The 22,004-nt window shown below is 73.2% G+C and carries 18 protein-coding genes, 1 pseudogene and 1 other annotated feature; of the genes and pseudogenes, 12 read left to right on the forward strand and 7 right to left on the reverse strand.

What is annotated here, in order from left to right; translation table 11 throughout:
• Position 1: 1 nt before the first annotated feature.
• The 4 genes from ACZ5HG_RS02615 (at position 2) to ACZ5HG_RS02630 (ending at position 3,671) form a co-directional block, all read left to right on the forward strand.
• A complete protein-coding gene (locus tag ACZ5HG_RS02615) occupies positions 2 to 1,264 on the forward strand; it encodes an aminotransferase class III-fold pyridoxal phosphate-dependent enzyme (protein ID WP_464180247.1) in 1,263 nt (420 codons plus the stop codon).
• Positions 1,265 to 1,333: 69 nt separating this feature from the next.
• Complete coding sequence (locus ACZ5HG_RS02620; RefSeq protein WP_464180248.1) at positions 1,334 to 2,593, forward strand: MFS transporter; 1,260 nt, start codon at positions 1,334 to 1,336, stop codon at positions 2,591 to 2,593.
• A gap of 67 nt (positions 2,594 to 2,660) precedes the next feature.
• Positions 2,661 to 3,140 (forward strand): VOC family protein, encoded by a 480-nt coding sequence (locus tag ACZ5HG_RS02625; RefSeq protein ID WP_464180250.1) that lies wholly within the window; start codon positions 2,661 to 2,663, stop codon positions 3,138 to 3,140.
• 39 nt (positions 3,141 to 3,179) lie between these two features.
• Positions 3,180 to 3,671 (forward strand): acyl-CoA thioesterase, encoded by a 492-nt coding sequence (locus tag ACZ5HG_RS02630; RefSeq protein WP_464180251.1) that lies wholly within the window; start codon positions 3,180 to 3,182, stop codon positions 3,669 to 3,671.
• Here the strand turns inward: ACZ5HG_RS02630 and ACZ5HG_RS02635 are convergent, their stop codons facing one another.
• Entirely contained in the window at positions 3,672 to 4,526 is an 855-nt protein-coding gene (locus ACZ5HG_RS02635) for a Cof-type HAD-IIB family hydrolase (protein ID WP_464180252.1), read from the reverse strand.
• Between the two features lie 220 nt (positions 4,527 to 4,746).
• Between ACZ5HG_RS02635 and ACZ5HG_RS02640 the strand changes: the two genes are divergently transcribed.
• The 5 genes and pseudogenes from ACZ5HG_RS02640 (at position 4,747) to ACZ5HG_RS02660 (ending at position 9,125) form a co-directional block, all read left to right on the forward strand.
• Positions 4,747 to 5,544 (forward strand): SCO4651 family lipoprotein, encoded by a 798-nt coding sequence (locus ACZ5HG_RS02640; RefSeq protein ID WP_464180253.1) that lies wholly within the window; start codon positions 4,747 to 4,749, stop codon positions 5,542 to 5,544.
• Between the two features lie 173 nt (positions 5,545 to 5,717).
• Entirely contained in the window at positions 5,718 to 6,182 is a 465-nt protein-coding gene (locus ACZ5HG_RS02645; protein WP_464180254.1) for an MCP four helix bundle domain-containing protein, read from the forward strand.
• Positions 6,183 to 6,221: 39 nt separating this feature from the next.
• A pseudogene (locus tag ACZ5HG_RS02650) lies at positions 6,222 to 7,358 on the forward strand (methyl-accepting chemotaxis protein); the annotation flags it as partial.
• 50 nt (positions 7,359 to 7,408) lie between these two features.
• Positions 7,409 to 8,203: a hypothetical protein gene (locus tag ACZ5HG_RS02655; RefSeq protein ID WP_464180255.1), complete on the forward strand. Its 795-nt coding sequence runs from the start codon at positions 7,409 to 7,411 to the stop codon at positions 8,201 to 8,203.
• Between the two features lie 157 nt (positions 8,204 to 8,360).
• Positions 8,361 to 9,125, forward strand: coding sequence for an ABC transporter ATP-binding protein (locus ACZ5HG_RS02660; RefSeq protein WP_464180256.1), 765 nt, complete (start codon positions 8,361 to 8,363; stop codon positions 9,123 to 9,125).
• 24 nt (positions 9,126 to 9,149) lie between these two features.
• Here ACZ5HG_RS02660 and ACZ5HG_RS02665 read toward each other — a convergent pair whose 3' ends face one another.
• Complete coding sequence (locus tag ACZ5HG_RS02665; RefSeq protein WP_464180257.1) at positions 9,150 to 10,880, reverse strand: ATP-binding cassette domain-containing protein; 1,731 nt, start codon at positions 10,878 to 10,880, stop codon at positions 9,150 to 9,152.
• Positions 10,877 to 11,941: an ABC transporter permease gene (locus ACZ5HG_RS02670; protein ID WP_464180258.1), complete on the reverse strand. Its 1,065-nt coding sequence runs from the start codon at positions 11,939 to 11,941 to the stop codon at positions 10,877 to 10,879. The genes ACZ5HG_RS02665 and ACZ5HG_RS02670 overlap by 4 nt, the downstream gene beginning before the upstream one ends.
• A gap of 107 nt (positions 11,942 to 12,048) precedes the next feature.
• Between ACZ5HG_RS02670 and ACZ5HG_RS02675 the strand changes: the two genes are divergently transcribed.
• Entirely contained in the window at positions 12,049 to 12,681 is a 633-nt protein-coding gene (locus ACZ5HG_RS02675) for a TetR/AcrR family transcriptional regulator (RefSeq protein WP_464180259.1), read from the forward strand.
• Between the two features lie 6 nt (positions 12,682 to 12,687).
• On the opposite strand, the gene ACZ5HG_RS02680 is transcribed toward ACZ5HG_RS02675, so the two are convergent.
• A complete protein-coding gene (locus tag ACZ5HG_RS02680) occupies positions 12,688 to 13,431 on the reverse strand; it encodes a LuxR C-terminal-related transcriptional regulator (protein WP_464180260.1) in 744 nt (247 codons plus the stop codon).
• A 165-nt stretch (positions 13,432 to 13,596) separates the two neighbouring features.
• On the opposite strand from ACZ5HG_RS02680, the gene ACZ5HG_RS02685 reads away from it, so the two are divergent.
• Positions 13,597 to 13,728, forward strand: a complete 132-nt coding sequence (locus ACZ5HG_RS02685) for a hypothetical protein (protein WP_464180261.1) — start codon at positions 13,597 to 13,599, stop codon at positions 13,726 to 13,728.
• Between the two features lie 78 nt (positions 13,729 to 13,806).
• Here the strand turns inward: ACZ5HG_RS02685 and ACZ5HG_RS02690 are convergent, their stop codons facing one another.
• A complete protein-coding gene (locus tag ACZ5HG_RS02690; protein ID WP_464180262.1) occupies positions 13,807 to 15,030 on the reverse strand; it encodes a LacI family DNA-binding transcriptional regulator in 1,224 nt (407 codons plus the stop codon).
• A 262-nt stretch (positions 15,031 to 15,292) separates the two neighbouring features.
• Positions 15,293 to 17,878, reverse strand: a complete 2,586-nt coding sequence (locus ACZ5HG_RS02695) for an ATP-dependent Clp protease ATP-binding subunit (protein WP_464180263.1) — start codon at positions 17,876 to 17,878, stop codon at positions 15,293 to 15,295.
• A 941-nt stretch (positions 17,879 to 18,819) separates the two neighbouring features.
• Between ACZ5HG_RS02695 and ACZ5HG_RS02700 the strand changes: the two genes are divergently transcribed.
• Positions 18,820 to 20,057, forward strand: a protein-coding gene (locus tag ACZ5HG_RS02700) for an IS3 family transposase (protein WP_464176884.1) whose coding sequence is annotated in 2 segments (ribosomal slippage) — positions 18,820 to 19,099 and positions 19,099 to 20,057 — 1,239 coding nt in all. Because the reading frame shifts where the segments join, the coding sequence is not laid out codon by codon here.
• Positions 19,098 to 19,211: a sequence feature (AL1L pseudoknot), on the forward strand. (Overlaps the previous gene by 114 nt.)
• Before the next feature lie 298 nt (positions 20,058 to 20,355).
• On the opposite strand, the gene ACZ5HG_RS02705 is transcribed toward ACZ5HG_RS02700, so the two are convergent.
• On the reverse strand, positions 20,356 to 21,819 hold the full coding sequence (locus ACZ5HG_RS02705) for a sugar porter family MFS transporter (RefSeq protein ID WP_464180264.1): 1,464 nt from the start codon (positions 21,817 to 21,819) through the stop codon (positions 20,356 to 20,358).
• Between the last annotated feature and the right edge of the window lie 185 nt (positions 21,820 to 22,004).

Raw genomic sequence — 22,004 nt, forward strand, 5'->3', positions numbered from 1 at the left:
CATGACCACCACCACGCCCACGCAGCCGTACACGTACACCAAGAGCCGCGAGGCCTTCGACCGCGCGTTCAAGGTCATCCCCTCCGGCATCTACGGCCACCAGGGCCCCACCGAGGGCTGCTACGTGCCGACCACGGCGTTCCCGCTGTTCTCGCAGCGCGCCGAGGGCACCCGGTTCTGGGACGTCGACGGCAACGAGTACATCGACTACATGTGCGGCTACGGCCCCAACGTGCTCGGCTACAACGACCCCGATGTGCACGCCGCCGCCGCCGCGCAGGCCAAGCTCGAGGACGTCGTGACGATCCCGTCCACGGTGATGATCGACTTCGCCGAGCTGCTGGTGGACACCGTCGCCAGCGCCGACTGGGCGTTCTTCGCCAAGAACGGCGGCGACACCACCACCCTCGCCGTCCTCACCGCCCGCGCGGCCACCCGGCGCAAGAAGATCGTCTTCTTCGACGGCTTCTACCACGGGGTCGCGCCGTGGACGCAGAAGCTCGACTACCCCGGCATCCTCGAGGAGGACGTCGCGAACAACCTCTACGCGCCGTGGAACGACCTGGCCGCGCTGGAGAAGATCTTCTCCGAGCACCGCGGTGAGATCGCCGGCCTGATCGCCCAGCCGTACATGCACGGCAACTTCGTCGACAACGTGCTGCCCGGTGAGGGCTACTGGCAGGGCGTCCGGCGGCTGTGCGACGAGCACGGCGTGGTGCTGATCGTCGACGACGTGCGCGCCGGCTTCCGCCTCGACCTCGCCGGCTCCGACCACCACTTCGGCTTCCAGGCCGACCTGATCTGCTTCTGCAAGGCACTGGCCAACGGGTACAACGTCTCCGCGCTCTGCGGGCGGGAGTCGCTCAAGGACGTGGTCAGCAGCCTGTCCTACACCGGCTCGTACTGGATGAGCGCCGTGCCCTTCGCCGCCGGGATCGCCACGATCGAGAAGCTCAAGAAGATCGACGGCCCCGCGCTGTTCGACCGCCTCGGCACCGAGCTCACCACCGGTCTGGTCTCCGCCGCCGCCGACCACGGGCTGCACCTGGTGGCCTCCGGCGCGCCCGCGCTGTTCTACCTGCGGCTCGCCGACGATGACTCGCTGATGCTGCACCAGCAGTGGGTCGCCGAGGTCGTGCAGCGCGGGGCGTTCCTCACCTCGCACCACAACCACTTCATCAACGCCGCGCTCACCAGCGCCGACGTCGCCCGCACGGTCGAGATCGCCCACGAGGCCTTCGGGATCGTCGCCGCTCGCCGCTGACCGCTCCACCACCCACGGCCCGACGGCGCGCCGATCCCCCTGTCGCACCCGATCGAGAGAGGCGGCGTCATGACGACGACCACCACCACGGTCGACCGTCGGGCCGTGCTGGCCCGGGTCGCCGTCAGCGGCGCGTACGCCGCGCAGGGCCTCGGCTACGCCACCGTCGTCACCGCCCTCCCCGCGTTCAAGGAGCGCCAGGGCATCGACGACACGGCCGTGTCGATGATCGTGCTGCTGGTCTGCGTCGCCGCCGCCGGCGGGTCGGTGCTCGCCGAACGGCTGTCCACCCGGCGCGGCTCGCGCACCGCCGTGCTGCTCGGGCTCGCCCTCCAGGCGGTCGCGCTGCCGCTGGTCGCGCTGGCCACCCCGATGGTGCCCTTCGTCGCCGGCTTCGCGATCTACGGGCTCGGTCTCGGCATGGTCGACGCCTCCGCCGGCATCCAGGGCGTCCTCGTGCAGCACCGGTACGGGCGGGCCGTGATGTCCGGCTTCTTCGCCTGCTACACCGCCGCCGCCATCGTCGGGGCGCTGGTGATGTCCGCGCTGGTCGGTGCCGGCTCCGGTCCGGGGGCCGGCGGGGCGCTGGTTGTCGCGGCCGTCGTGCTGGTCGGTGCGCTGCTGCTCGGACGACCCCGGCTGGTCGGCAGCGACCTGCCGCTGGCGGCCGGGGGTGGTGCAGCGGGGGCTGGTGCCGTCGTCGAGGGGGTGCCGGGGATCGGCGTCGAGGCCGTGGTGGCGGCGCCGGTGCCCTCGTCGTCGTCGGACGAGCGGCGGCCGCTGCCCACCCGGGGCATCCTGCTGTTCGGCTGCGTCGTGCTCGCCGCCTTCGTCGCCGACTCCGCCGTCAGCACCTGGAGCACCGTCTACCTGCACGACACCCTCGCCGCCTCCGCCGGCGTCGCCCCCCTCGGCTACGCCGCCTACCAGGCCGCCATCCTGCTCACCCGCCTCGCCGGTGACCGCGTCGTCGCCCGCGTCGGCCGCCCACCCGTCGTCGCCGTCACCGGCAGCGCCGCCGTGCTCGGCCTGCTGCTCGTCGCCCTCGTGCCGCAGCCCGTCGCCGCCGTCATCGGCTTCGCCGTGGTCGGCATCGGCGTCGGCGCCCTCGTCCCGCTCGCGTTCTCCGCCGCCGGCGAGCTCGACCCCTCCCGCGTCGACGAGATCATCGCCCGGATCAACCTGTTCAACTACGTCGGTGCGGTGCTCGGCGCCGTCCTCGTCGGCCTGCTCGCCGACGGCCCCGGCCTCGGCCCGGCGTTCCTGCTGCCCGCCCTGCTCGTCGCGCCGACGGTGGTCTCGGCCCGGCGGTTCGCCGTGCGGGGGTGACGCTTCCGCCGCGCTGCGCGCCCACCCGCGCCGTACCCTGGCCGCACCCGCGACGAGGAGGTCCGCCATGTCCCGCGTCAGCCCGTTCCTGTGGTTCGACGACCAGGCCGAGCAGGCCGCCGAGCTGTACACCTCGCTCATCCCGGGCTCGCGGATCCTCGACGTGCAGCGCTACCCGCAGGGCAGCCCGCCCCCGGCCACCGCGGGCAGCGTGATGTCGGTGACCTTCGAGCTCGACGGGATGCGGGTGCAGGCGCTCAACGGCGGGCCGCACTTCCGGTTCACCGAGGCGATCTCGCTGTACGTGGACGTCGACACCCAGGAGGACGTGGACCGGCTGTGGGACGGCCTGATCGCCGGTGGTGGCGAGCCCTCGAAGTGCGGCTGGCTGAAGGACCGGTTCGGGCTGTCCTGGCAGATCGTGCCGACGGTGCTGGGCACGCTGCTCCAGGACCCGGACCCCGCGCGGGCCGGGCGGGCGATGCAGGCGATGCTCGGGATGCAGAAGCTCGACGTGGCCGCGCTGGTCGCCGCCGCCGACGGATGAGCGGGATCCGCCGGTGCGCGCCGCGCCTACCCTGAGGGCATGACCGCCCCCGAGCCTGCCCCCGCCGTGCCGACCACCGAGGGGGCGCCCCGCGGGCGGGTGACGATGCAGGTCAGGTGGTCGGACGTCGACCTGTTCGCGCACGTGAACAACGCGGCGTACCTGCGCTACCTGGACGACGCGCGGTTCGCGCTGTTCCCGTCGATGGGCGTGGACGCGCAGGGCCGGGCCACCGACTCGATGCTCGTGGTGGTCAAGCACGACATCGACTACCTGGCGCCGCTGTCGTTCCGTCCGGCGCCGGTCGCGGTGGACGTGTGGGTGCCGCGGATCGGCCGGTCCTCGGTGGACTTCGCCTACGAGATCGTGGACGCGGAGCCGGGTGACGGCGAGCCGGTGGTCTACCTGCGGGCGCGCTCGCGGATGGTGCAGCTCGACCGGGACACGCTGCGCAGCCGTGCGTTCACCGACGCCGAGCGGGCCGCGTTCGAGGCGCACCCGGGCGAGGCGCCCGAGCTGCACCCCTGGTGATCAGACCGGCAGGGTGACGCCGAGCGCCGCCGCGATCGTCCGCACCACGCCGTCGCGGCTGTTCGCCGGGGCGACGTACCGGGCGGCCGCCCGCAGGTCGGGGTGCGCGTTGTCCATCGCCACCGACCAGCGCGCCTCGCGCAGCATCCCGGCGTCGTTGAGGTAGTCGCCGAACGCCATGGTCTGCCCGGCGGTGACCCCGAGCGCGGCCTGCACCCGGCGCAGGCCGTGGCCCTTGTCGGCGTCGGCGCTCATCACGTCCAGCCAGTGCTGCCCGGACACCAGCACCCGCAGGTGCTCCGGCAGGTCGGCGAACGCGGGCGCGGTGCGCTCCTCGACCGAGCCGAAGTCGAAGACCGCGATCTTGAGCACGGTGTCGTCCAGGGCGAGCACGTCGTCCACCTCGGCCAGCGCCGAGTAGTGCCGGGTCGCGTGCGCGAGGAACGCCTCGTCCCGCCGCTCGACGTAGGCGGACCGCTGCCCGCACAGCACCATGCCGACGTCCCGGCCGTCCGCCACCAGCGCGCGCACCCGTCCCACCACGGAGGGGACGTCGGCGGCGGGCAGCGGATCGGTGGACACCTCTCGGCCCTGGTGCACCACGTGGGCGCCGTTCTCCGCGATGTAGAACAGGTCGGCCCCGCGGTCGCCGAGCACCGAGCGCAGGTTGGCGTACTGCCGCCCGCTCGCCGGGCAGAACGCGATCCCGCGCCGGTCCAGCTCGTCCAGCAGCGGCCACAGCCCGGCGGGCACCCGCCCCCGCTCGTCCAGCAGCGACCCGTCCATGTCCGTGGCGATCAGTCGGAGATCGGCCAGGTCGGGCAGGGACGGGACGTCGAGCACGGGGGCGGTCACCGGGCCATCCTCCCAGAGCCGCCCGTGACCGCCGTCGCCGGGCGGGTGCGGGAACCACTCAGCCGGCGCCTGGCCCGCTCACCGGCGCGATACAGTCGCAGACGACCGAGCCCGCGCCGTGCGCGCGCCACCGGTGCAGGCAGGGGGCCGCCTGGATCCTCCCCGCCGTACCCGTGGACGCCGACGCCGGGCGCACCGAACGCGAGAGGGACTCCTCCAGATGCGCATCACGCGCGGCCTTGCCGCCCTGTCCGTGGCGACCGTGGCCGTCCTCGGCCTGTCCGCCTGCTCCTCCGACTCCTCCGGCTCCGGCTCGGACCGCACCGCCTCCGCCGGTCAGTCGACCGAGCAGACCGAGGAGGTCGTCGAGGACGCCGGCTACACCGTCGACGACTTCGTCAGCCGGATCACCCGCGCCGCCGTCGAGGCCGGCTCGGTGACCACGACGATGTCCACCACGACCTCCGGCATCACGATGAACATGACCTCGGACGTCGTGTTCACCGGCGCCTCGCAGAACATGCGCGCCACCGTCGACATGCAGGGCACCGCCCTCGACATGGTCGTCGTGGACGGCATCGTCTACATGTCGATGGGCGAGCTCACCGGCGGCAAGTTCATCAAGGTCGACCCCTCCGACCCGAACGACCCGATGGCGAGCAGCTTCGCCGGCCTGGACTCGCAGCTCGACCCGACCGCCTCGATCAAGACGCTGGACGGGGCGATCGTCTCGGTCGACAAGTCCGGTGACCCGGTCGAGCTCGACGGGGTGCAGGCGCAGCCGTACACGGTCGTCGTGGACACCGCCAAGATGAACAACCCCGCGATGAGCGAGGTCCCCGAGGGCACGCTGCCCGCGCAGATCTCCTACACGTACTGGGTCGGCGAGGACGACCTGATGCGCAAGGTCGCCATGGAGATGGACGGCACCACCCTCGAGATGCTGATGACCGGCTGGGGCGCCCCGCTGGAGATCGTCGCCCCGAGCGCCGACCAGATCACCGACATGACGTTCTGACGCACCCCGCTCGACCGACGCCGCGTCACCCCTCGGGTTGCGCGGCGTCGTCGTCCCCGGGGTCGGCCCGGTTTCCGGCGGGTGAACTCCTGGTTCCACCTCGCCGGGTTCCCTCACGCGTGACTCGGCGCGGCCGATCCGGTCGTCGCAGGGAGTCGTAGGAGGAATTGCCGATGAGCGCCGAGACCGTTGCCGCACCGTCCGGGACGTCCGCGCGGGGACGTCGCGTCACCGTGCGCGGCAAGGTGCTGACCGTCGCCGCGATCGGCGCCGTGACCGCCGTCGTCGCGGGCATCGTGTCGCAGGTCGCGCTGGGCCAGGTGGCCGCCGCCAACGACCGTCTCGCCGAGCTGCAGGACGTCTCGACCGACCTCGGCGAGATCCGCATGTTCAACAGCGACGTCTCCGGCTGGCAGGTCGCCTACGCCTGGGACACCCGGCGGATCGGCGGCCCGGAGGCCGTCTCCCTCGACAACCCCAACCGGGCGGGCTACGTCGACTCGGTCGCCTCCCTGCAGGATGCCCTCGACGCCGTGGACACCGCCGCGCTCACCGCCGACGAGCAGGCGACCTTCGAGCAGATCGGCACCCTCTGGCAGGACTTCTTCGCCGCCGACGACCGCGTGGTCGCCGCCTAACAGGTCGGGTCCCTCGACGAGGGCGACGCGCTGATCACCGGGGACGCCTACGACGTCTACTACGCGATCGGCGACGCCACGCTCGCGCTCCAGGACTCCCTGCGCCAGCGCACCGTCGACGCCACCGAGGACGCCGGGTCGGCCGCCGCGACGGCGCGCCTGGTCACCGCCGCGGTGATCCTGGTCAGCGCGATCGCCGCGATCCTCGCCGGCCTGCGCACCGCCGGCGCGATCTCCCGCTCGGTGCGTGCCGTCCGCCGCTCCGTGGACGCCATGGCCGCCGGCGACCTCACCGTGCCCGCGCAGGTCACCTCGCGTGACGAGATCGGCGAGATGGCCGGTGCGCTCGGCACCGCGCAGGACTCGCTGCGCTCCCTGATGTCCGGCGTCGTCGGCACCGCCCAGACCGTCGCGGCCGCCGCCGAGGAGCTGTCCGTCGCCTCCGCGCAGGTCGTCTCCGGCTCGGACGAGACGTCGGCGCAGGCGGGGGTGGTGGCGGCTGCGGCGGAGCAGGTGTCGCGGAACGTGCAGACGGTGGCGGCGGGTGCGGAGCAGATGGGGGCGAGCATCCGGGAGATCGCGCAGAACGCGTCCTCGGCGGCGAAGGTCGCGGGTCAGGCCACCGAGGCTGCGGCGGTGACGAACGACCAGGTGGCGCGGTTGGGGGCGTCGAGCCTGGAGATCGGGAACGTGGTGAAGGTGATCACCTCGATCGCGGAGCAGACGAACCTGCTGGCGCTCAACGCGACGATCGAGGCTGCTCGTGCCGGTGAGGCGGGCAAGGGGTTCGCGGTGGTGGCCGGTGAGGTCAAGGAGCTGGCGTCGGAGACGGCCAAGGCGACGGAGGACATCGCGCGTCGGGTGGAGGCGATCCAGGCGGACACCACCGGTGCGGTCGGGGCGATCGGGGAGATCTCGCACATCATCGCGTCGATCAACGACTACCAGCTCACGATCGCGTCGGCGGTGGAGGAGCAGACGGCGACCACGACGGAGATGTCGCGCTCGGTGGCCGAGGCGGCGACCGGGTCGGGGGAGATCGCCGTGAACATCACCGGCGTGGCCGCCGCGACCTCGACCTCCTCGCAGACCCTCGGGCAGATGGGCGACTCGATCGGTGAGCTCGCGCGGCTCTCGGAGGACCTGCGCCGGCGGGTGGAGCAGTTCCGGTACTGATCGGCTGACGAGCCACGCCGCCGCGGGGCGTTCTGGCAGGCTGAGTGCCCGTGACCTCGCGATCGCCCCGCCGGCAGGAGCGGCAGCGCCGCGCGCGCGACGAACGGCGACGTCGCGACCCCCGCACCACGTCGCGACCCCACGACCGGCGGTCGGCCTGGCTCGGCGTGCTGGCGCAGCCGGCCGGGGTGCTCGTGGTCCTGATCGCGAACGGCATGCTCGCCGACCCGGAGCCGCCGCGCACGGAGTGGCCGATGCTGCTGCCGATCGGGGTGCTCGCGGTGCTCGGGCTGCTGCCGGTGCTGGTGCAGCGGGCGCGGTCCGGGATCGGGGAGATCGCCCTCGGCCTGTTCACCTGGGGCTTCGCGCAGGCGGGGACCGGCCTGGTCACCGCGCTGCTGGTCCGGGTGGTCGCCGGGCAGGAGTGGATGCTGGTGGCGATGTTCGGCGTGCTGGCCGGGATCCTGGCCGCCGCCGCGCTGCTGGTCCTCACCCTGCTCTGGGCCGCCGGGGTGATGCTGACCCTCCCGGTGCGTGAGTGGCGGGTAACGCGCGGACTCGACCGCTGGGTCCTCGTGCTGATCTCGACGGGCCTGGGTGCTGCGCTGATCGGGTCGCTGCCGCTGGGGCTGGGGGTGGCAGCGGTCGACGGGGCTCCGGAGCCGCGTCGTGGGCTCGTGTCGCTGACGCGCATGATCACCTGGTCGTTCACCACCGAGGAGACCGGCGCGGGGGTCTGGGCGGCCCGGGCCGGCGCGGTCCTGGTCGTGGGCGGGCTGCTCGCGGTGGTCGGCGGGGCCGTGATGATGCTGCGCGGCCTCCGGACGCAGCGCGCCGCGCGGTGATCGCACCCCACCCGCCGGCACGGAGGAAACTGTCTGTGCCCCCCGTACGTTGGACCCCGCGGGGGCGCACGCAGCAGACACATCGGATGGAGCACGCAGCAGTGGGACCGTCGCAGCAGCACATGCCCGAGACCAGCATCCCGACCGGGGGCACCCGATGAGCGGCGCGGCACTGGCGGTGCAGGACGTCTGGGCGGGCTACGGCGGCGCGCCGGTGCTCTCCGGGGTCAGCATGTCGGTCGCACCGGGGGAGACGGTCGGGCTGATCGGCCGGTCCGGCGCGGGCAAGTCGACGCTGGTGCAGGTGCTGCTCGGTCGGCACAAGGTGACCCAGGGGCGGGCGACCTACGGCGAGCGGACCGTGACGCGGATGTCCCGCAAGGAGTCCAAGGCGTTCAAGTCGGTCGTGCGGGCGGTGAACCAGGAGGGGCTGTCCGGCGCGGACCCGCGCAGCACCGTGGACCGGCTGCTGTCGTCCACGCTGAACGACGCGCGCAAGGCGGGCCGGGCGACCGGCATGGAGCCGGCGGACGTGCTGGCGCAGGTCGGGATGGAGCCACGCTACCTGACCCGCACGCTGCACTCGCTGTCCGGCGGGGAGAAGCAGCGGGTGGTGCTGGCCGACGCCCTGGCGACCCGGCCGGAGATCCTGGTGCTGGACGAGCCGGCGACGGCGCTGGACCCGGCCCTGCGTGACGCGGTGGCCGAGCGGGTCGCGGCGCTGACCGCGACCGGTGTCGGGCTGCTGGTGGTCTCGCACGACCTGCGGATGGTCGACCGGCTGGCGGCCACGGTGCACGTGGTGTCGGACGGGGAGATCGTCGAGACCGGGTCGATGCGCACGTTGCTGACCGACCCGCAGCACGAGGACACCCGCGCGCTGGCCGAGGCGCTGCCGGAGGCGGTCGGCTCCTTCCGCTGACACGCCCCGCCGTGCCCGGCGCGGTCACGCCTCGGTGAGGACCATGACCTCCTCCAGCCGCGCCGCCACCTCGGCGACCTGACCGGCGACCCCGGCGGCGTCGAGGGCGGCGCGTACCGCGTCCGGCGCCACCCCGGCGACCCGCACCGCCCGGCCCTCGACGGTGACCGGCAGGCCGGCGTCGGTGAGCGCGGCGAACACCGCGCGCGGGTCGGGCCCGTCCACCCGGACAGCGCTCGCGCCGGCCAGCACCTCGGCGAGCCCGCCGCCGGTGACGCGCCGGCCGTGGGACATCAGCACGAGCTCGTCGCACTGCTCGGCCTCCTGCATGTAGTGCGTGGTGACCAGCACGGCGACGCCGGCCTCGGCCTGCTCGTGCACGGTGTCCCACAGCGCGGCGCGGGCGAGCGGGTCGACCCCGGAGGTGGGCTCGTCGAGCACCAGCAGGTCGGGCCGGTGGGCGAGCGCGACGGCGAAGGCGAGCCGTCGTTGCAGGCCGAGGCCGAGCGATCCCACCAGCCGGTCGCGGTGCGGCTCCAGGTCCGCCGGCAGCGGCGGCACCTCGGTCAGCCCGTAGGCGGCGGCGACGAACGCGAGGTTCTCCGCGACGCTGAGGTCGGCGGCGAGGCCCAGACCCTGCGGGACGTAGCCGAGGCGGCGCCGGGTCTGCCGCGACGGCGCCCCGCCGAGCACCCGGATCTCGCCGACGGTCGGGGCGACCAGGCCGAGCACGGTGCGGATCAGCGTGGTCTTGCCGGCGCCGTTGGCCCCGAGCAGCCCGAGCACCTGCCCGGGACGGACGGTGAGCGAGACGCCGTCCACCGCGCGGAACGGGCCGAAGGCGGTGACGACGTCGCGCGCCTCCACGGCGGGGGCATCGGCGGTGCGCGCCGCCGCCGGGGTCGCTGCCGGCTCCGGAACGCCCGCCAGCGCCGCCCCGTCCTCACCGCGCCGCTCCAGGGTCAGCGCGATCACGGTGTCCTCCAGGTCGGGCTCCACGCCCGCCCCGGCGTCGGCGGCACCCGCCGGCAGCAGCGCGTGCCGCTCCGGGCCGCGCCGCCACACCGGCACACCCGCACCGACGGCGGCGTCCACCACGACGGTGCCGCGCACCCGCTGCGCCGCGGTGGCGGGGTCGCCGGAGTAGACCGCGAAGCCCTGGTCGAGCACGAGCACCGAGGACGCGCGCTCTGCCTCGTCCAGGTAGGTGGTGGCGACCAGCACCGCCGCCCCCTCGGACGCCGCGCGGGACAGCATCCGCCACAGCTCCACCCGGCTCACCGGGTCGACGCCCGTGGAGGGCTCGTCCAGCACGAGCAGCCCGGGGCCGTGCAGCATCGCCAGGCAGAACCCGAGCTTCTGCCGCATCCCGCCGGACAGCTGCTTGCCCAGCCGGTCCTGCGCGCTCGTGAGCCCGGCGGCCTCCAGCAGCCCGGCGGCGCGCGCCCGTCCCTCGGCGAGCCCCAGCCCGTAGGCGCCGGCGACCAGGTCGACGTTCTCCGCGACGGACAGGTCGCCCCACACCCCGGAGGTGGCGGGCATCGAGCCGGTCGCGGTCCGCGCGGGCCGGCGGACGGTCCCCGCGTCGGGCAGCACCGAGCCGAGCAGCACCCGCAGCAGGGTGGTCTTGCCCGCGCCGTCGCCGCCGACCACCGTGGTCACCTGGCCCGCGGGCACGGCGAGCGACACGTCGTCCAGCACCACCTGCCCGCCGCGCCGCACGGTCACGCCGTCGACGCCCCAGCCGGCGGTCACCGGGCCACCGCCGCGGTGGTCCGCGACCCGCGCGGCCGACGCGGGGTGATCGACGCCCGGAACCGCCACACCGCCGAGCCGAAGACCACCACGGCCATGCCGACCAGCACCAGCAGCGCGGGCCACAGCGAGTCGATCCCGGCGCCGCGCAGCATCACGCCCTGCGACACCTGCACGAAGTAGGTCAGCGGCAGGCAGTAGCCGATCCACCGCACCCCGGGGGCCATCGCGTCCAGCGGGAAGATGAACCCGGACAGCAGGATCTGCGGCAGCAGCACGAGGATCGCGGTCTGGATCGCCTGCCCGGCGTTCTGCGAGACGGTGGAGATCAGCACCCCGATCCCGAGCACCACGAACAGGAACACCGCCGCCGCCAGCGCGAACACCCACACCGACCCGCTGAACGGCACGTCGAAGATCCACATCCCGAGCAGCGTGACGATCAGCATGTCGATCGAGGCGAGCAGGAAGTACGGGGCGATCTTCCCGACGATCACGTCCACCGGGCGCAGCGGCATCACGGCGAGCTGCTCCAGCGTGCCAGCGGCGCGCTCCTTGACCAGGCCGATGCTGGTGATGATCGTGCCGATGAACGTGAGGATCAGGCCGATCAGCGCGGGCACCATCACCCAGGACGTCGTCAGGTCCGGGTTGAACAGGATCGTCGTGGTCACCGCGTCGCCCATCCGGGCGAGCACCACCTGGGCGGCCTGGGCGGCGAACAGGTTGCTGCCGTCCACCAGCACCTCGGGGGTGCCGGCGTCGGTGGTGACGATCGCGACGTCGTAGCGGTTGGCGGCCAGGTCGGCGTGGGCGTCGGCGCGGTCGTCCTCGGGGTGCACGGCCCGCACGTCGATCACCTCGTCGGCGGGGGTCGCGGCGATCTGGTCCACCACCTGCTGCGCGTGCGGCCCGACGGCGACGGCGCTCAAGGTGTCGATCGTGAAGTTGGCGGCGAAGCCGAAGATGGTGAGCAGCAGCAGCGGCAGCACCACCAGCATCGCGACGGTGCGGCGGTCGCGTCGCAGCTCCCGGAACTCCTTGAGGATCATCGCGCGCATCGCGGGTCGTTCCCTTCGCAGCGGGGCGCCGTCGGTGGCGCCGTGATCCGACGCTACCACGGAAGCGGAGGTTCCGATTCCGGTTATCTCGACCTATCCTGAGGGGCATGAGGGCGGACGCGGCACGCAACAGGCAGACGATCCTGGCCGCCGCCCGCCGGATCTACGCGCAGCAGGGGCTCGACGCCCCGATGGACGCGGTGGCCAAGGCCGCGGGGGTCGGCATCGGCACGGTGTACCGGCACTTCCCGGACCGGTCGACGCTGGTGTGCGCGGTGGTCTCCGACCGGATCGAGCACGTGCTGGGCCTGGTGGCCGTCACCGCGACCGAGATCGAAGGGCCGGAGCCGGAGGCGGCGTGGGCGCGGTTCTTCACGGGCCTGCTCGACTCGGGGATGCCGCTGCTGATGCCGGTGCTGGTCCCGCACGCCCGGGACGCCGAGATCTTCACCCCGGAGCTCGCCGCGCTCCGGCTGCGCGCCATGACCGCCGCCGTCGCCCTGGTCGGCCGGGCGCAGGCGCTCGAGCTGGTGCGCGAGGACGTCGGCGCGCCGGAGATCATGCTGACCTTCGCCGCCGCCATGCGGCCGATCCCCGGGCTGCCCAGCACGCTGAACGAGGCCCTGCTGGAGCGGCGCGGACCGCTGCTGCTCGCCGCGCTGCGTCCCGGCGGCGAGCCGCTGCCGGGCACCCGGATCGACGCGGACGACCTGCTGCCGGTGATCACGCCGCCCGCGTGACGGACCTCAGGACTCGACCAGCCCCGACTCGTAGGCCACGATCACCAGCTGCACCCGGTCGCGGCAGGACAGCTTGCGCAGCGGCTCGGACACGTGCGACTTCACGGTCTGCTCCGAGATGAACAGCGCCGCGGCGACCTCGGCGTTCGACAGCCCGCGGGCCACCGTGAGCAGCACCTCGCGCTCGCGCGGCGTCACGAGGTCGAGGCCCGGTGCCGGCTCGATCTCGGGACGCCGTGCCGTCACGTCGGCGACCAGCCGCCGGGCGACGCCCGGCCCGAGCAGCATCGACCCGCCCGCGACCAGGCGCACCGCCTCGACCAGGTCGCCGGCCGGCACGTCCTTGAGCAGGAACCCGCTGGCCCCGGCCCGCAGGGCGTCGTCGACGTACTCGTCCAGGTCGAAGGTGGTGAGCACCAGCACGCGGGTGCCCGGGTGCTCGGCGGCGATCCGGGCGGTGGCGGCGATCCCGTCCAACCGGGGCATCCGCACGTCCACCACCGCGACGTCCGGGCGGTGCTCGGCAGCGCCTCGTCCGGGGAGGCCGCGCCCGCGTCCACCAGGCCGACCGGGAGCATCGCCGGGATCCCGGAGACGCAGTACGCCACCACCAGCATCATCAGCAGCGCGTACGGCAGCGCCGCGCGTCGCCAGCCCTCCTGGGCGCCCTGGGCCGCCAGTGCCAGCAGGCCGAGCCCCCAGCCCCACACGAAGGTGCCGGTCAGCAGCACCGTCGCGAACGGCCAGCACACCAGCGCCAGCGCGAGCCGCCGATCCCGCCGGCCGAGCAGCACGCCGACGACCACGCTCAGCCCGGCGACCGCGACCAGCGCGGAGACCGCCGTCGACGGGGCCCCGTACCCATAGCCGAACCCGTCGGCCCCGCCCCAGCCCTCACCGGGCACGTTCACCGGCGTGATCAGCAGGAACGCCCCGACGAGCACCGCCTGCGCCACCAGCGGCATCGCCCGGCGCACCCGGGACCGGGCGTCGACGGCCGGGGTCGGCGGGGCGGGCACGGCGTCGGCGGTCTCGATCACCCGATGATCGTCCGGCAGCACCGCGCCCGCGGACCACCCTCTCAGGAGGGGGACGGGTCCCGCCGGCGGGGGAGCGCGGCGGTGGTCAGCGGCCGGGCGTGGACGCGCCCAGCTCCACCGCGGCGGCGACCTGCACCCGGCGCGGGCCCCGAGGACGGGCCGACGCGGGGTGCGCCTCGCCGGTGGCCGTGCCGGAGGCGGCGCCCTGATCGACGACGCGTGCGGTCAGCGCCTGCGAGCCGGGCCGCCGGGCGGCGTCGGGGCGGCGAGCGGCGTCAGGGCGCGGACGGGGCGATCCGGGGGCCAGCACCAGCGCGACCGCCTCGGCGCCGGCGCGGGCATAGGGCAGCCGCACGGTGGTCAGCGTCGGGACCACCGCCGCCGAGCGCTCGGTCCCGTCGAGCCCGGCCACCGCCACCGGCTCCAGGCCCGCCTCGGTCATGGCGCGCGCGGCGTCGAGCACGCCGAGCGCGCGGTCCTCGTCCACCGCGACGACCAGGCCGATCTCGGGGTCGGCGGCGAGCAGCGTGTGCACCCGCGCGGCGACGGCGGAACGGGCCGGCGACGCGGCGACCTGCCGCTCCAGCGGCACCGGGTGGCCCTCGGCCGCGAACGCCCGCAGCAGCGCCTCGCCACGGGTCCGTGCTGTCGGCTCCTCGCCGGTCAGCAGCGCGATCCCGGTGTACCCACGGGCGAGCAGCGCGCGCACCAGCTCGATCGCCGCGTCCTGCTCGCCGAGGTCCACCGTGTCCACGCCCAGGCCGTCCCCGCCGATCACGGCGACGCCGCCGCCGGTGGAGCGGAACGCTTCCAGGGCGCTGCGCAGGGTGGTGACCGCGTCCGCGTGCCGGGCGTCGGCGTCCTCGGGGGCCACGGGCGCCGCGGCGGCGGTCGACGCGGCGCCGGAGCCCGCGCGCCGGTCGCCGCGCACCAGCACGACGCCCCGGGCCCGCTGCCGCTGGAGCTGCTCCACCAGCGCGGCGTCCTGCGTGGGGTCGCCGTCGGAGACGGTCAGCGCCACGGTCAGCCCGGCGGTCGTGGCGGCCTGCACCACCCCGGCGGCGACGGCCGCGTACCGCGGGTCGGCGATGTCCGGGACGACCAGCCCGAGGGAGGTCGTGCGCCCGCGGGCCATCGCCTGCGCGATCCCGTCGGGCGTGTAGCGCAGGCGCTGGGCGGTGGCCTGCACGCGCAGGCGGAGGTCCTCGCCGACGGTGCGCGTGGCGCTGCCGTTGAGGGCGCGGGAGGCCGTCGCGAGCGAGACACCGGCCTCGCGCGCGACGTCGCTGAGGGTCACCGATCCGGACATGGCGCCACGGTAGGCGGTTTCCCGGGGCGGTCCGGGGTGGTTCCTGGGTGGCAGCACCCGTCGGGTCCGTCCGGTCCGTCGGCTTCCTCCCGGTCTGCGAGATCCGCGTGATCACGCCGATCTGCGCAGGAGCGCTCCCACGCGGTGCAGCGGGTGCGCCGGTGCGCCGACCGCGCGTCACCGCCGACGGCAGACGCCACGAGGGCCGGGCCGCTGCGTGCGACCCGGCCCCCGTGCGCCGTGCTGTGGTGCTGCGCCTGCGTCAGGCGGGCATCAGGCCCGACCCGCCGTCACCGGTCGCCGAGATCGGCGGGGCCGGCGGCACGTCGGTGCCGGAGCCTGGCGTGCCGACCGAGGCGTGCGCCCCCACCGACACCGGCTCCTTGGCGCCGCGCGGGCGCTCCTCGCCGCGGAAGACGAACTCGCCGAGGATGCCCTCGCCCTGCGCGTCCACCACGATCTGCTGACCGGCCTTGAGCTCCCCGAACAGGATCTTCTCGGACAGCGCGTCCTCGATCTCCCGCTGGATCGCACGGCGCAGCGGCCGGGCGCCCAGGACCGGGTCGTAGCCCTTCTCCGAGAGCAGCTTCTTGGCCGCCTCGGTGAGCTCGATGCCCATGTCCTTGTCGCGCAGACGGGCGTCGAGCTTGGCGATCATCAGGTCGACGATCGCGAAGATCTCCGGCTGCGACAGCTGCGGGAACACCACCACGTCGTCGACGCGGTTGAGGAACTCGGGACGGAAGTGCGTCTTGAGCTCGTCGTTGACCTTGGACTTCATGCGCTCGTACGACGTCGACAGGTCGCCGCCGGCCTGGAAGCCGGTCTGGACGCCCTTGGCGATGTCCCGGGTGCCGAGGTTCGTGGTCATGATGATCACGGTGTTCTTGAAGTCGACCACCCGACCCTGCGAGTCGGTCAGACGACCGTCCTCGAGGATCTGCAGCAGCGAGTTGAAGATGTCCGCGTGCGCCTTCTCGACCTCGTCGAACAGCACGACCGAGAACGGACGACGGCGCACCTTCTCGGTGAACTGACCGCCCTCGTCGTAGCCGACGTAGCCGGGGGGCGAGCCGAACAGCCGCGACACGGTGTGCTTCTCCGAGAACTCGGACATGTCGAGCTGGATCAGCGCGTCCTCGTCACCGAACAGGAACTCGGCGAGCGCCTTGGCCAGCTCGGTCTTCCCGACGCCGGTGGGGCCGGCGAAGATGAACGACCCACCGGGGCGCTTCGGGTCCTTGAGCCCGGCACGCGTGCGGCGGATGGCCTGGGACAGCGCCTTGATCGCCGCCTCCTGGCCGACGACCCGCTTGTGCAGCTCGTCCTCCATCTTGAGCAGCCGGCTCGACTCCTCCTCGGTCAGCTTGAACACCGGGATGCCGGTGGCCAGCGCCAGCACCTCCGCGATCAGCTCCTCGTCGACCTCCGCGACCGCGTCCAGGTCGCCCGACTTCCAGGCCTTCTCCTTCTCCTGGCGCTTGAGGCCGAGCTGCTTCTCCTGGTCGCGCAGCCGCGCGGCCTTCTCGAAGTCCTGCTCGTCGATCGCCGACTCCTTGTCGCGACGCGTCTCGGCGATCTGCTCGTCGAGCTCGCGCAGCTCCGGCGGGGCCGTCATGCGACGGATCCGCAGGCGGGCACCGGCCTCGTCGACCAGGTCGATCGCCTTGTCCGGCAGGAAGCGGTCGTTGACGTAGCGGTCGGCCAGCGTCGCGGCGGCGACCAGCGCACCGTCCGTGATCGACACGCGGTGGTGCGCCTCGTAGCGGTCGCGCAGACCCTTGAGGATCTCGATCGCGTGCTGGAGGTTCGGCTCCGACACCTGGATCGGCTGGAAGCGACGCTCCAGCGCCGGGTCCTTCTCCACGTACTTGCGGTACTCGTCCAGCGTGGTCGCGCCGACCGTCTGGAGCTCGCCGCGGGCCAGCATCGGCTTGAGGATGCTGGCGGCGTCGATCGCGCCCTCGGCGGCACCCGCACCCACCAGGGTGTGGATCTCGTCGATGAACAGGATGATGTCGCCGCGGGTGCGGATCTCCTTGAGCACCTTCTTCAGGCGCTCCTCGAAGTCACCGCGGTAGCGGGAGCCCGCGACCAGCGCGCCGAGGTCCAGCGTGTAGAGCTGCTTGTCCTTCAGCGTCTCCGGCACGTCGCCCCGGACGATGTCCTGGGCCAGGCCCTCGACGACCGCCGTCTTGCCGACGCCGGGCTCGCCGATCAGCACCGGGTTGTTCTTGGTGCGGCGGGACAGCACCTGCATGACCCGCTCGATCTCCTTCTCGCGCCCGATCACCGGGTCCAGCTTGCCGTCGCGCGCGGCCTGCGTCAGGTTGCGGCCGAACTGGTCCAGCACCGCCGAGCCCGAGGGCTGACCCTCCGCCGGACCGCCCGCGGCGACCGGCTCCTTGCCCTGGTAGCCGGACAGCAGCTGGATGACCTGCTGGCGCACCCGGTTCAGGTCGGCGCCGAGCTTGCCCAGCACCTGCGCGGCGACACCCTCGCCCTCGCGGATCAGGCCGAGCAGGATGTGCTCGGTGCCGATGTAGTTGTGGCCGAGCTGCAGCGCCTCGCGCAGCGAGAGCTCCAGCACCTTCTTGGCGCGCGGCGTGAACGGGATGTGCCCGCTCGGGGCCTGCTGGCCCTCGCCGATGATCTCCTGGACCTGGGCGCGCACCGCGTCGAGCGAGATGTTGAGCGACTCGAGGGCCTTGGCCGCGACGCCCTCCCCCTCGTGGATCAGGCCCAGGAGGATGTGCTCGGTGCCGATGTAGTTGTGGTTGAGCATCCGCGCCTCTTCCTGGGCGAGGACGACCACGCGACGGGCTCGGTCCGTGAATCTCTCGAACATGTGCACTCCTCACGAGCGGCGTCTCCGCCGGTGCTGGGCTGTGGTGCCCGCACACGGCGAGGGCTGGCGTTGTTCGATGCTAACGGCGAGGGTGGGGCTGGGCGTCCCGTGTTCGCCGCTGGCGTGACGACGTGCGGCACCGAGACGGCGGTTGACGGTCCGGAGGGTTCGGTGGGTACGCCTGCACGGCGTCTGGGCGTCCCCTGCCCACCGCCGAGTCGGCGTTTCGCGGGCCGATGCGAGACGAGCGTGACCGGGATCCCCACACGCGGGGAGGACGACACACGTCGCGAGCGGGGCGAGGTGGCGTTGGGCTCATCCCCGCACGCGGGGAAGCGACGACGACCCGGAGGAGGCCGACGGAGCGCCCGAGGGCTCATCCCCGCACGCGGGGAGACGACGAGGCGGTAGCCGTCGGCGCGGGCCTTCTCGGGGGCTCATCCCCGCTCGCGGGGAACGACCCGGCGTGCACGACTCCGTCGTGCGGGATCACGGGCGCATCCCCGCACGCGGGGAAACGACTGCTGCCCGTCACGGTCGGCGAGATCGTACGGCGGCTCATGCCCGCACGCGGGGAAACGACTCCACCCAGTACCCGCTGGACGAGCGTGACCTGGGCTCATCCCCGCACGCGGGGAACGGACCTGACGAGCGCGGCGAACGGGGCGGGGTCGAGGGGCTCATCCCCGCACGCGGGGAACGGACGCCCGGCCCCTGACCGGCATGAAGGTGCAGGGCGGCTCATCCCCGCACGCGGGGAACGGACTCCCACGACGCGTCGGAACGGCACTCGCGCACCGGCTCATCCCCGCACGCGGGGAACGGACGATGGCGTGCGCGCCGGCGGCACCGTCTCGCGCGGTGAACCGCCCCGGGTTCAGTGGAGGCTCTGAACCGCCCCGGCTTCCATGGAGGCTCTCAATCCACGGAGGATGAGGGTCATGGCTGCACCGAGGAAGTACCCGGACGAGCTGCGTGAGCGCGCGGTCCGGCTCGTGCTGGACGCGCGGAAGGACCCGGTGACGCGCCCTGGGGCGTGCCGGCGGATCGGTGAGCAGCTCGGGATCAACCCCGAGACGCTGCGCGGATGGGTCAACCAGACCGAAGTCGACGCCGGCGACCGGCCCGGGACCACGACGAGCGACGCCCAGCGACTGGCCGAGCTGGAACGAGAGAACCGGGAGCTGCGGCGGGCGAACGCGATCCTGCGCAGTGCGTCGGCTTTCTTCGCGGCGGAGCTCGACCGCCCGTCCACCAGGTAGTCGAGTTCATCGACGCCCACCGCACCGAGTTCGGGGTCGAGCCGATCTGCGCGCAACTGCAGGTCGCCCCGAGCACGTACTACGCGGCCAGGTCCCGCCCACCCTCGCCGCGGTCGGTGGCCGACGCGGAGCTGACCGAGGTGATCGGCGTCGAGCACGCCGCGAACTACGGGGTCTATGGGGCGCGGAAGATGTGGCGGCACCTGCACCGCCTCGGGCATCCGGTCGGGCGCTGCCGGGTCGAGCGGCTCATGCGGGCCGCTGACCTGCGCGGAGCGGTTCGCGGCCGAGCCAAGCGCACCACGATCCCGGGCAAGGACGGCTGCCGAGCCGGTGATCTGGTCAACCGTGCCTTCGACGCCACCGCACCGAACCAGTTGTGGGTAGCGGACTTCACCTACGTCCGGACGTGGTCGGGGTTCTGCTACGTCGCGTTCGTCATCGACGTGTTCTCCCGGATGATCGTGGGCTGGAAGGCCGACACGAACATGCGCGCGGCCCTGGTCACAGACACCCTCGAGATGGCGGTCTGGTCCCGGGGCCGAGCCGGCGTCGCGGACCTGTCCGGGCTGATCCACCACAGCGACGCCGGGTCTCAATACGTCTCGCTGGCGCTGACCGAGCGCCTCGCAGCGCTCGGGATCCGGGCCTCCATCGGAACGGTCGCGGACGCCTACGACAACGCCATGGCCGAGTCGACGATCGGGCTGTTCAAGACCGAACTCATCCGCCGCCGCGGGCCCTGGCGGACCCTGGACGACGTCGAGATCGCGACCCTGGAGTGGGTCGACTGGTTCAACAACCGCCGCCTGCACACCGAGCTCGGCGACATCCCGCCCACCGAGCACGAGACCAACCACTACCGTCAGAACCCCGCGTCGACGACGCTGGAAACCAGAGAACCGAGCCTCCACTGAACCCGGGGCGGTTCAGTGCAGCCATGACCCTCATCCTCCGTGGATTGAGAGCCTCCATGGAAGCCGGGGCGGTTCATAGTCGCCGGGCTCATCCCCGCACGCGGGGAACGGACCATGAGATCGACTCCTTGATCGTGTTCCGTGCCGGCTCATCCCCGCACGCGGGGAACGGACTCCGCGGTGACGTTCGCCGCACCACCAGTCGACGGCTCATCCCCGCACGCGGGGAACGGACACTACGTGACCAGCGACGTTACCCGCCGTCCGCGCAGCCCTGCATCACTCTGCGCAGTCGCGATCACCCCCGCGCCGCGCGCGGCCCGCGGGCCGGCGGCAGGTCCTCCATGTCCTCCAGCTCGACGCCCTTGGTCTCCGGCACCTTGCCGAGCACGAACACGAACGACAGCGCGGCGAAGATCGCGTACATCAGGTACGGCCCGGTGGCGCCGAACTGGTCGAGCATCGGCGGGAACGTCACGGTGATGACGAAGTTCGCGATCCACTGCGCCGCGGCGGCCACGCCGAGGGCGGCGGCGCGGATGCGGTTGGGGAACATCTCGCCGAGCAGCACCCACACCAGCGGGCCCCAGGAGGCGCCGAAGAACACGACGAAGGCGTTGGCGGCGACCAGGGCGACCGGGCCCCACGGGGACGGCAGGCTGACGTCCTCGCCGCTGCCGGAGGCCTGGGTGAACGCGAGGGCCATCACGGCGAGCGCGATCGTCATGCCGGCGGAGCCGGTGAGCAGGATGGGCCGGCGGCCGACCTTGTCGATCAGGGCGATGGCGATGAACGTGACGGCGACGTTGGTGACGGAGGTGATCGTGGAGACCAGGAAGGACTGGCTCTCGTCGAAGCCGACCGCCTGCCAGAGCGTCGTGGAGTAGTAGAAGATCACGTTGATCCCGACGAACTGCTGGAACACCGACAGCAGGATGCCGACCCACACCACGGGCAGCAGGCCGAAGCGGGGCCCGCGCAGGCTGGCCTTCTCCGCGACGGCCCTGTCCTTCTCGATGGTCTGCTCGATCTGCGTGACGCGCTGCTCGGGGTCCTCGTCGGGACCGAGCACGGAGCGCAGCACCTCGACGGCCTCGTCCCGGCGGCCCTGGGCGACCAGGTAGCGCGGGGACTCCGGGATGCGCAGGGCGAGGATGCCGTACACAGCGGCCGGGATCACCGCGACGAGGAACATCCACCGCCACGCCTCCCAGCCGAGCCAGAGGGTCTCGGACGCGCCGCCGGCGGCCTCCTGCAGGAGCTGGTCGGACAGCAGGGCGCTGAAGATGCCGAGGGTGATCGCGAGCTGCTGGAGCGACCCGAGACGGCCACGGAGCGCGGCGGGGGCGATCTCGGCGATGTAGGCGGGGGCGATCACCGAGGCGATGCCGATGCCGACACCGGCGAGCACCCGCCACAGGATCAGGTCCCACACGGCGAAGGCGGCGGCGGACAGGATCGAGGAGACGAAGAACAGCACGGCGCCGAGCACCATGACCTTGGTGCGGCCGAGCCGGTCGGCCAGCCTGCCGCCGGCCCACGCGCCGAGGGCGCAGCCGAGCAGGGCGACGGCGACGGCGAAGCCGGTGAGGGTGGACCCGAGGTCGAACTGCCCCTGGATCGCGTCGACGGCCCCGTTGATCACGGAGGAGTCGAAGCCGAACAGGAAGCCTCCGACGGCGGCGGCGACGGCCAGGCCGATCGCCTTGTTGTGGGACGGGTGACGGGGCGCGGCCCCGGTCGATCCGCTGCTCTCGGCCATGGCGTGCGCCCTTCTGTGCTCCGACGTGCGACGACCGCCGACCGGGCACTGCGCTGGGCACCGGTTCGACGGCCAGGTTCACCCTTCACCCGATCGACACATCCCGCATCCGCAACGCGGCTCGCTGCCGGTGCGCGACCGTGCGGAGGAGCGCGGACAATCGAGGGGTGACGTCTGATCCCGGA

Source organism: Cellulomonas sp. GTC20042 (genome assembly GCF_055389595.1).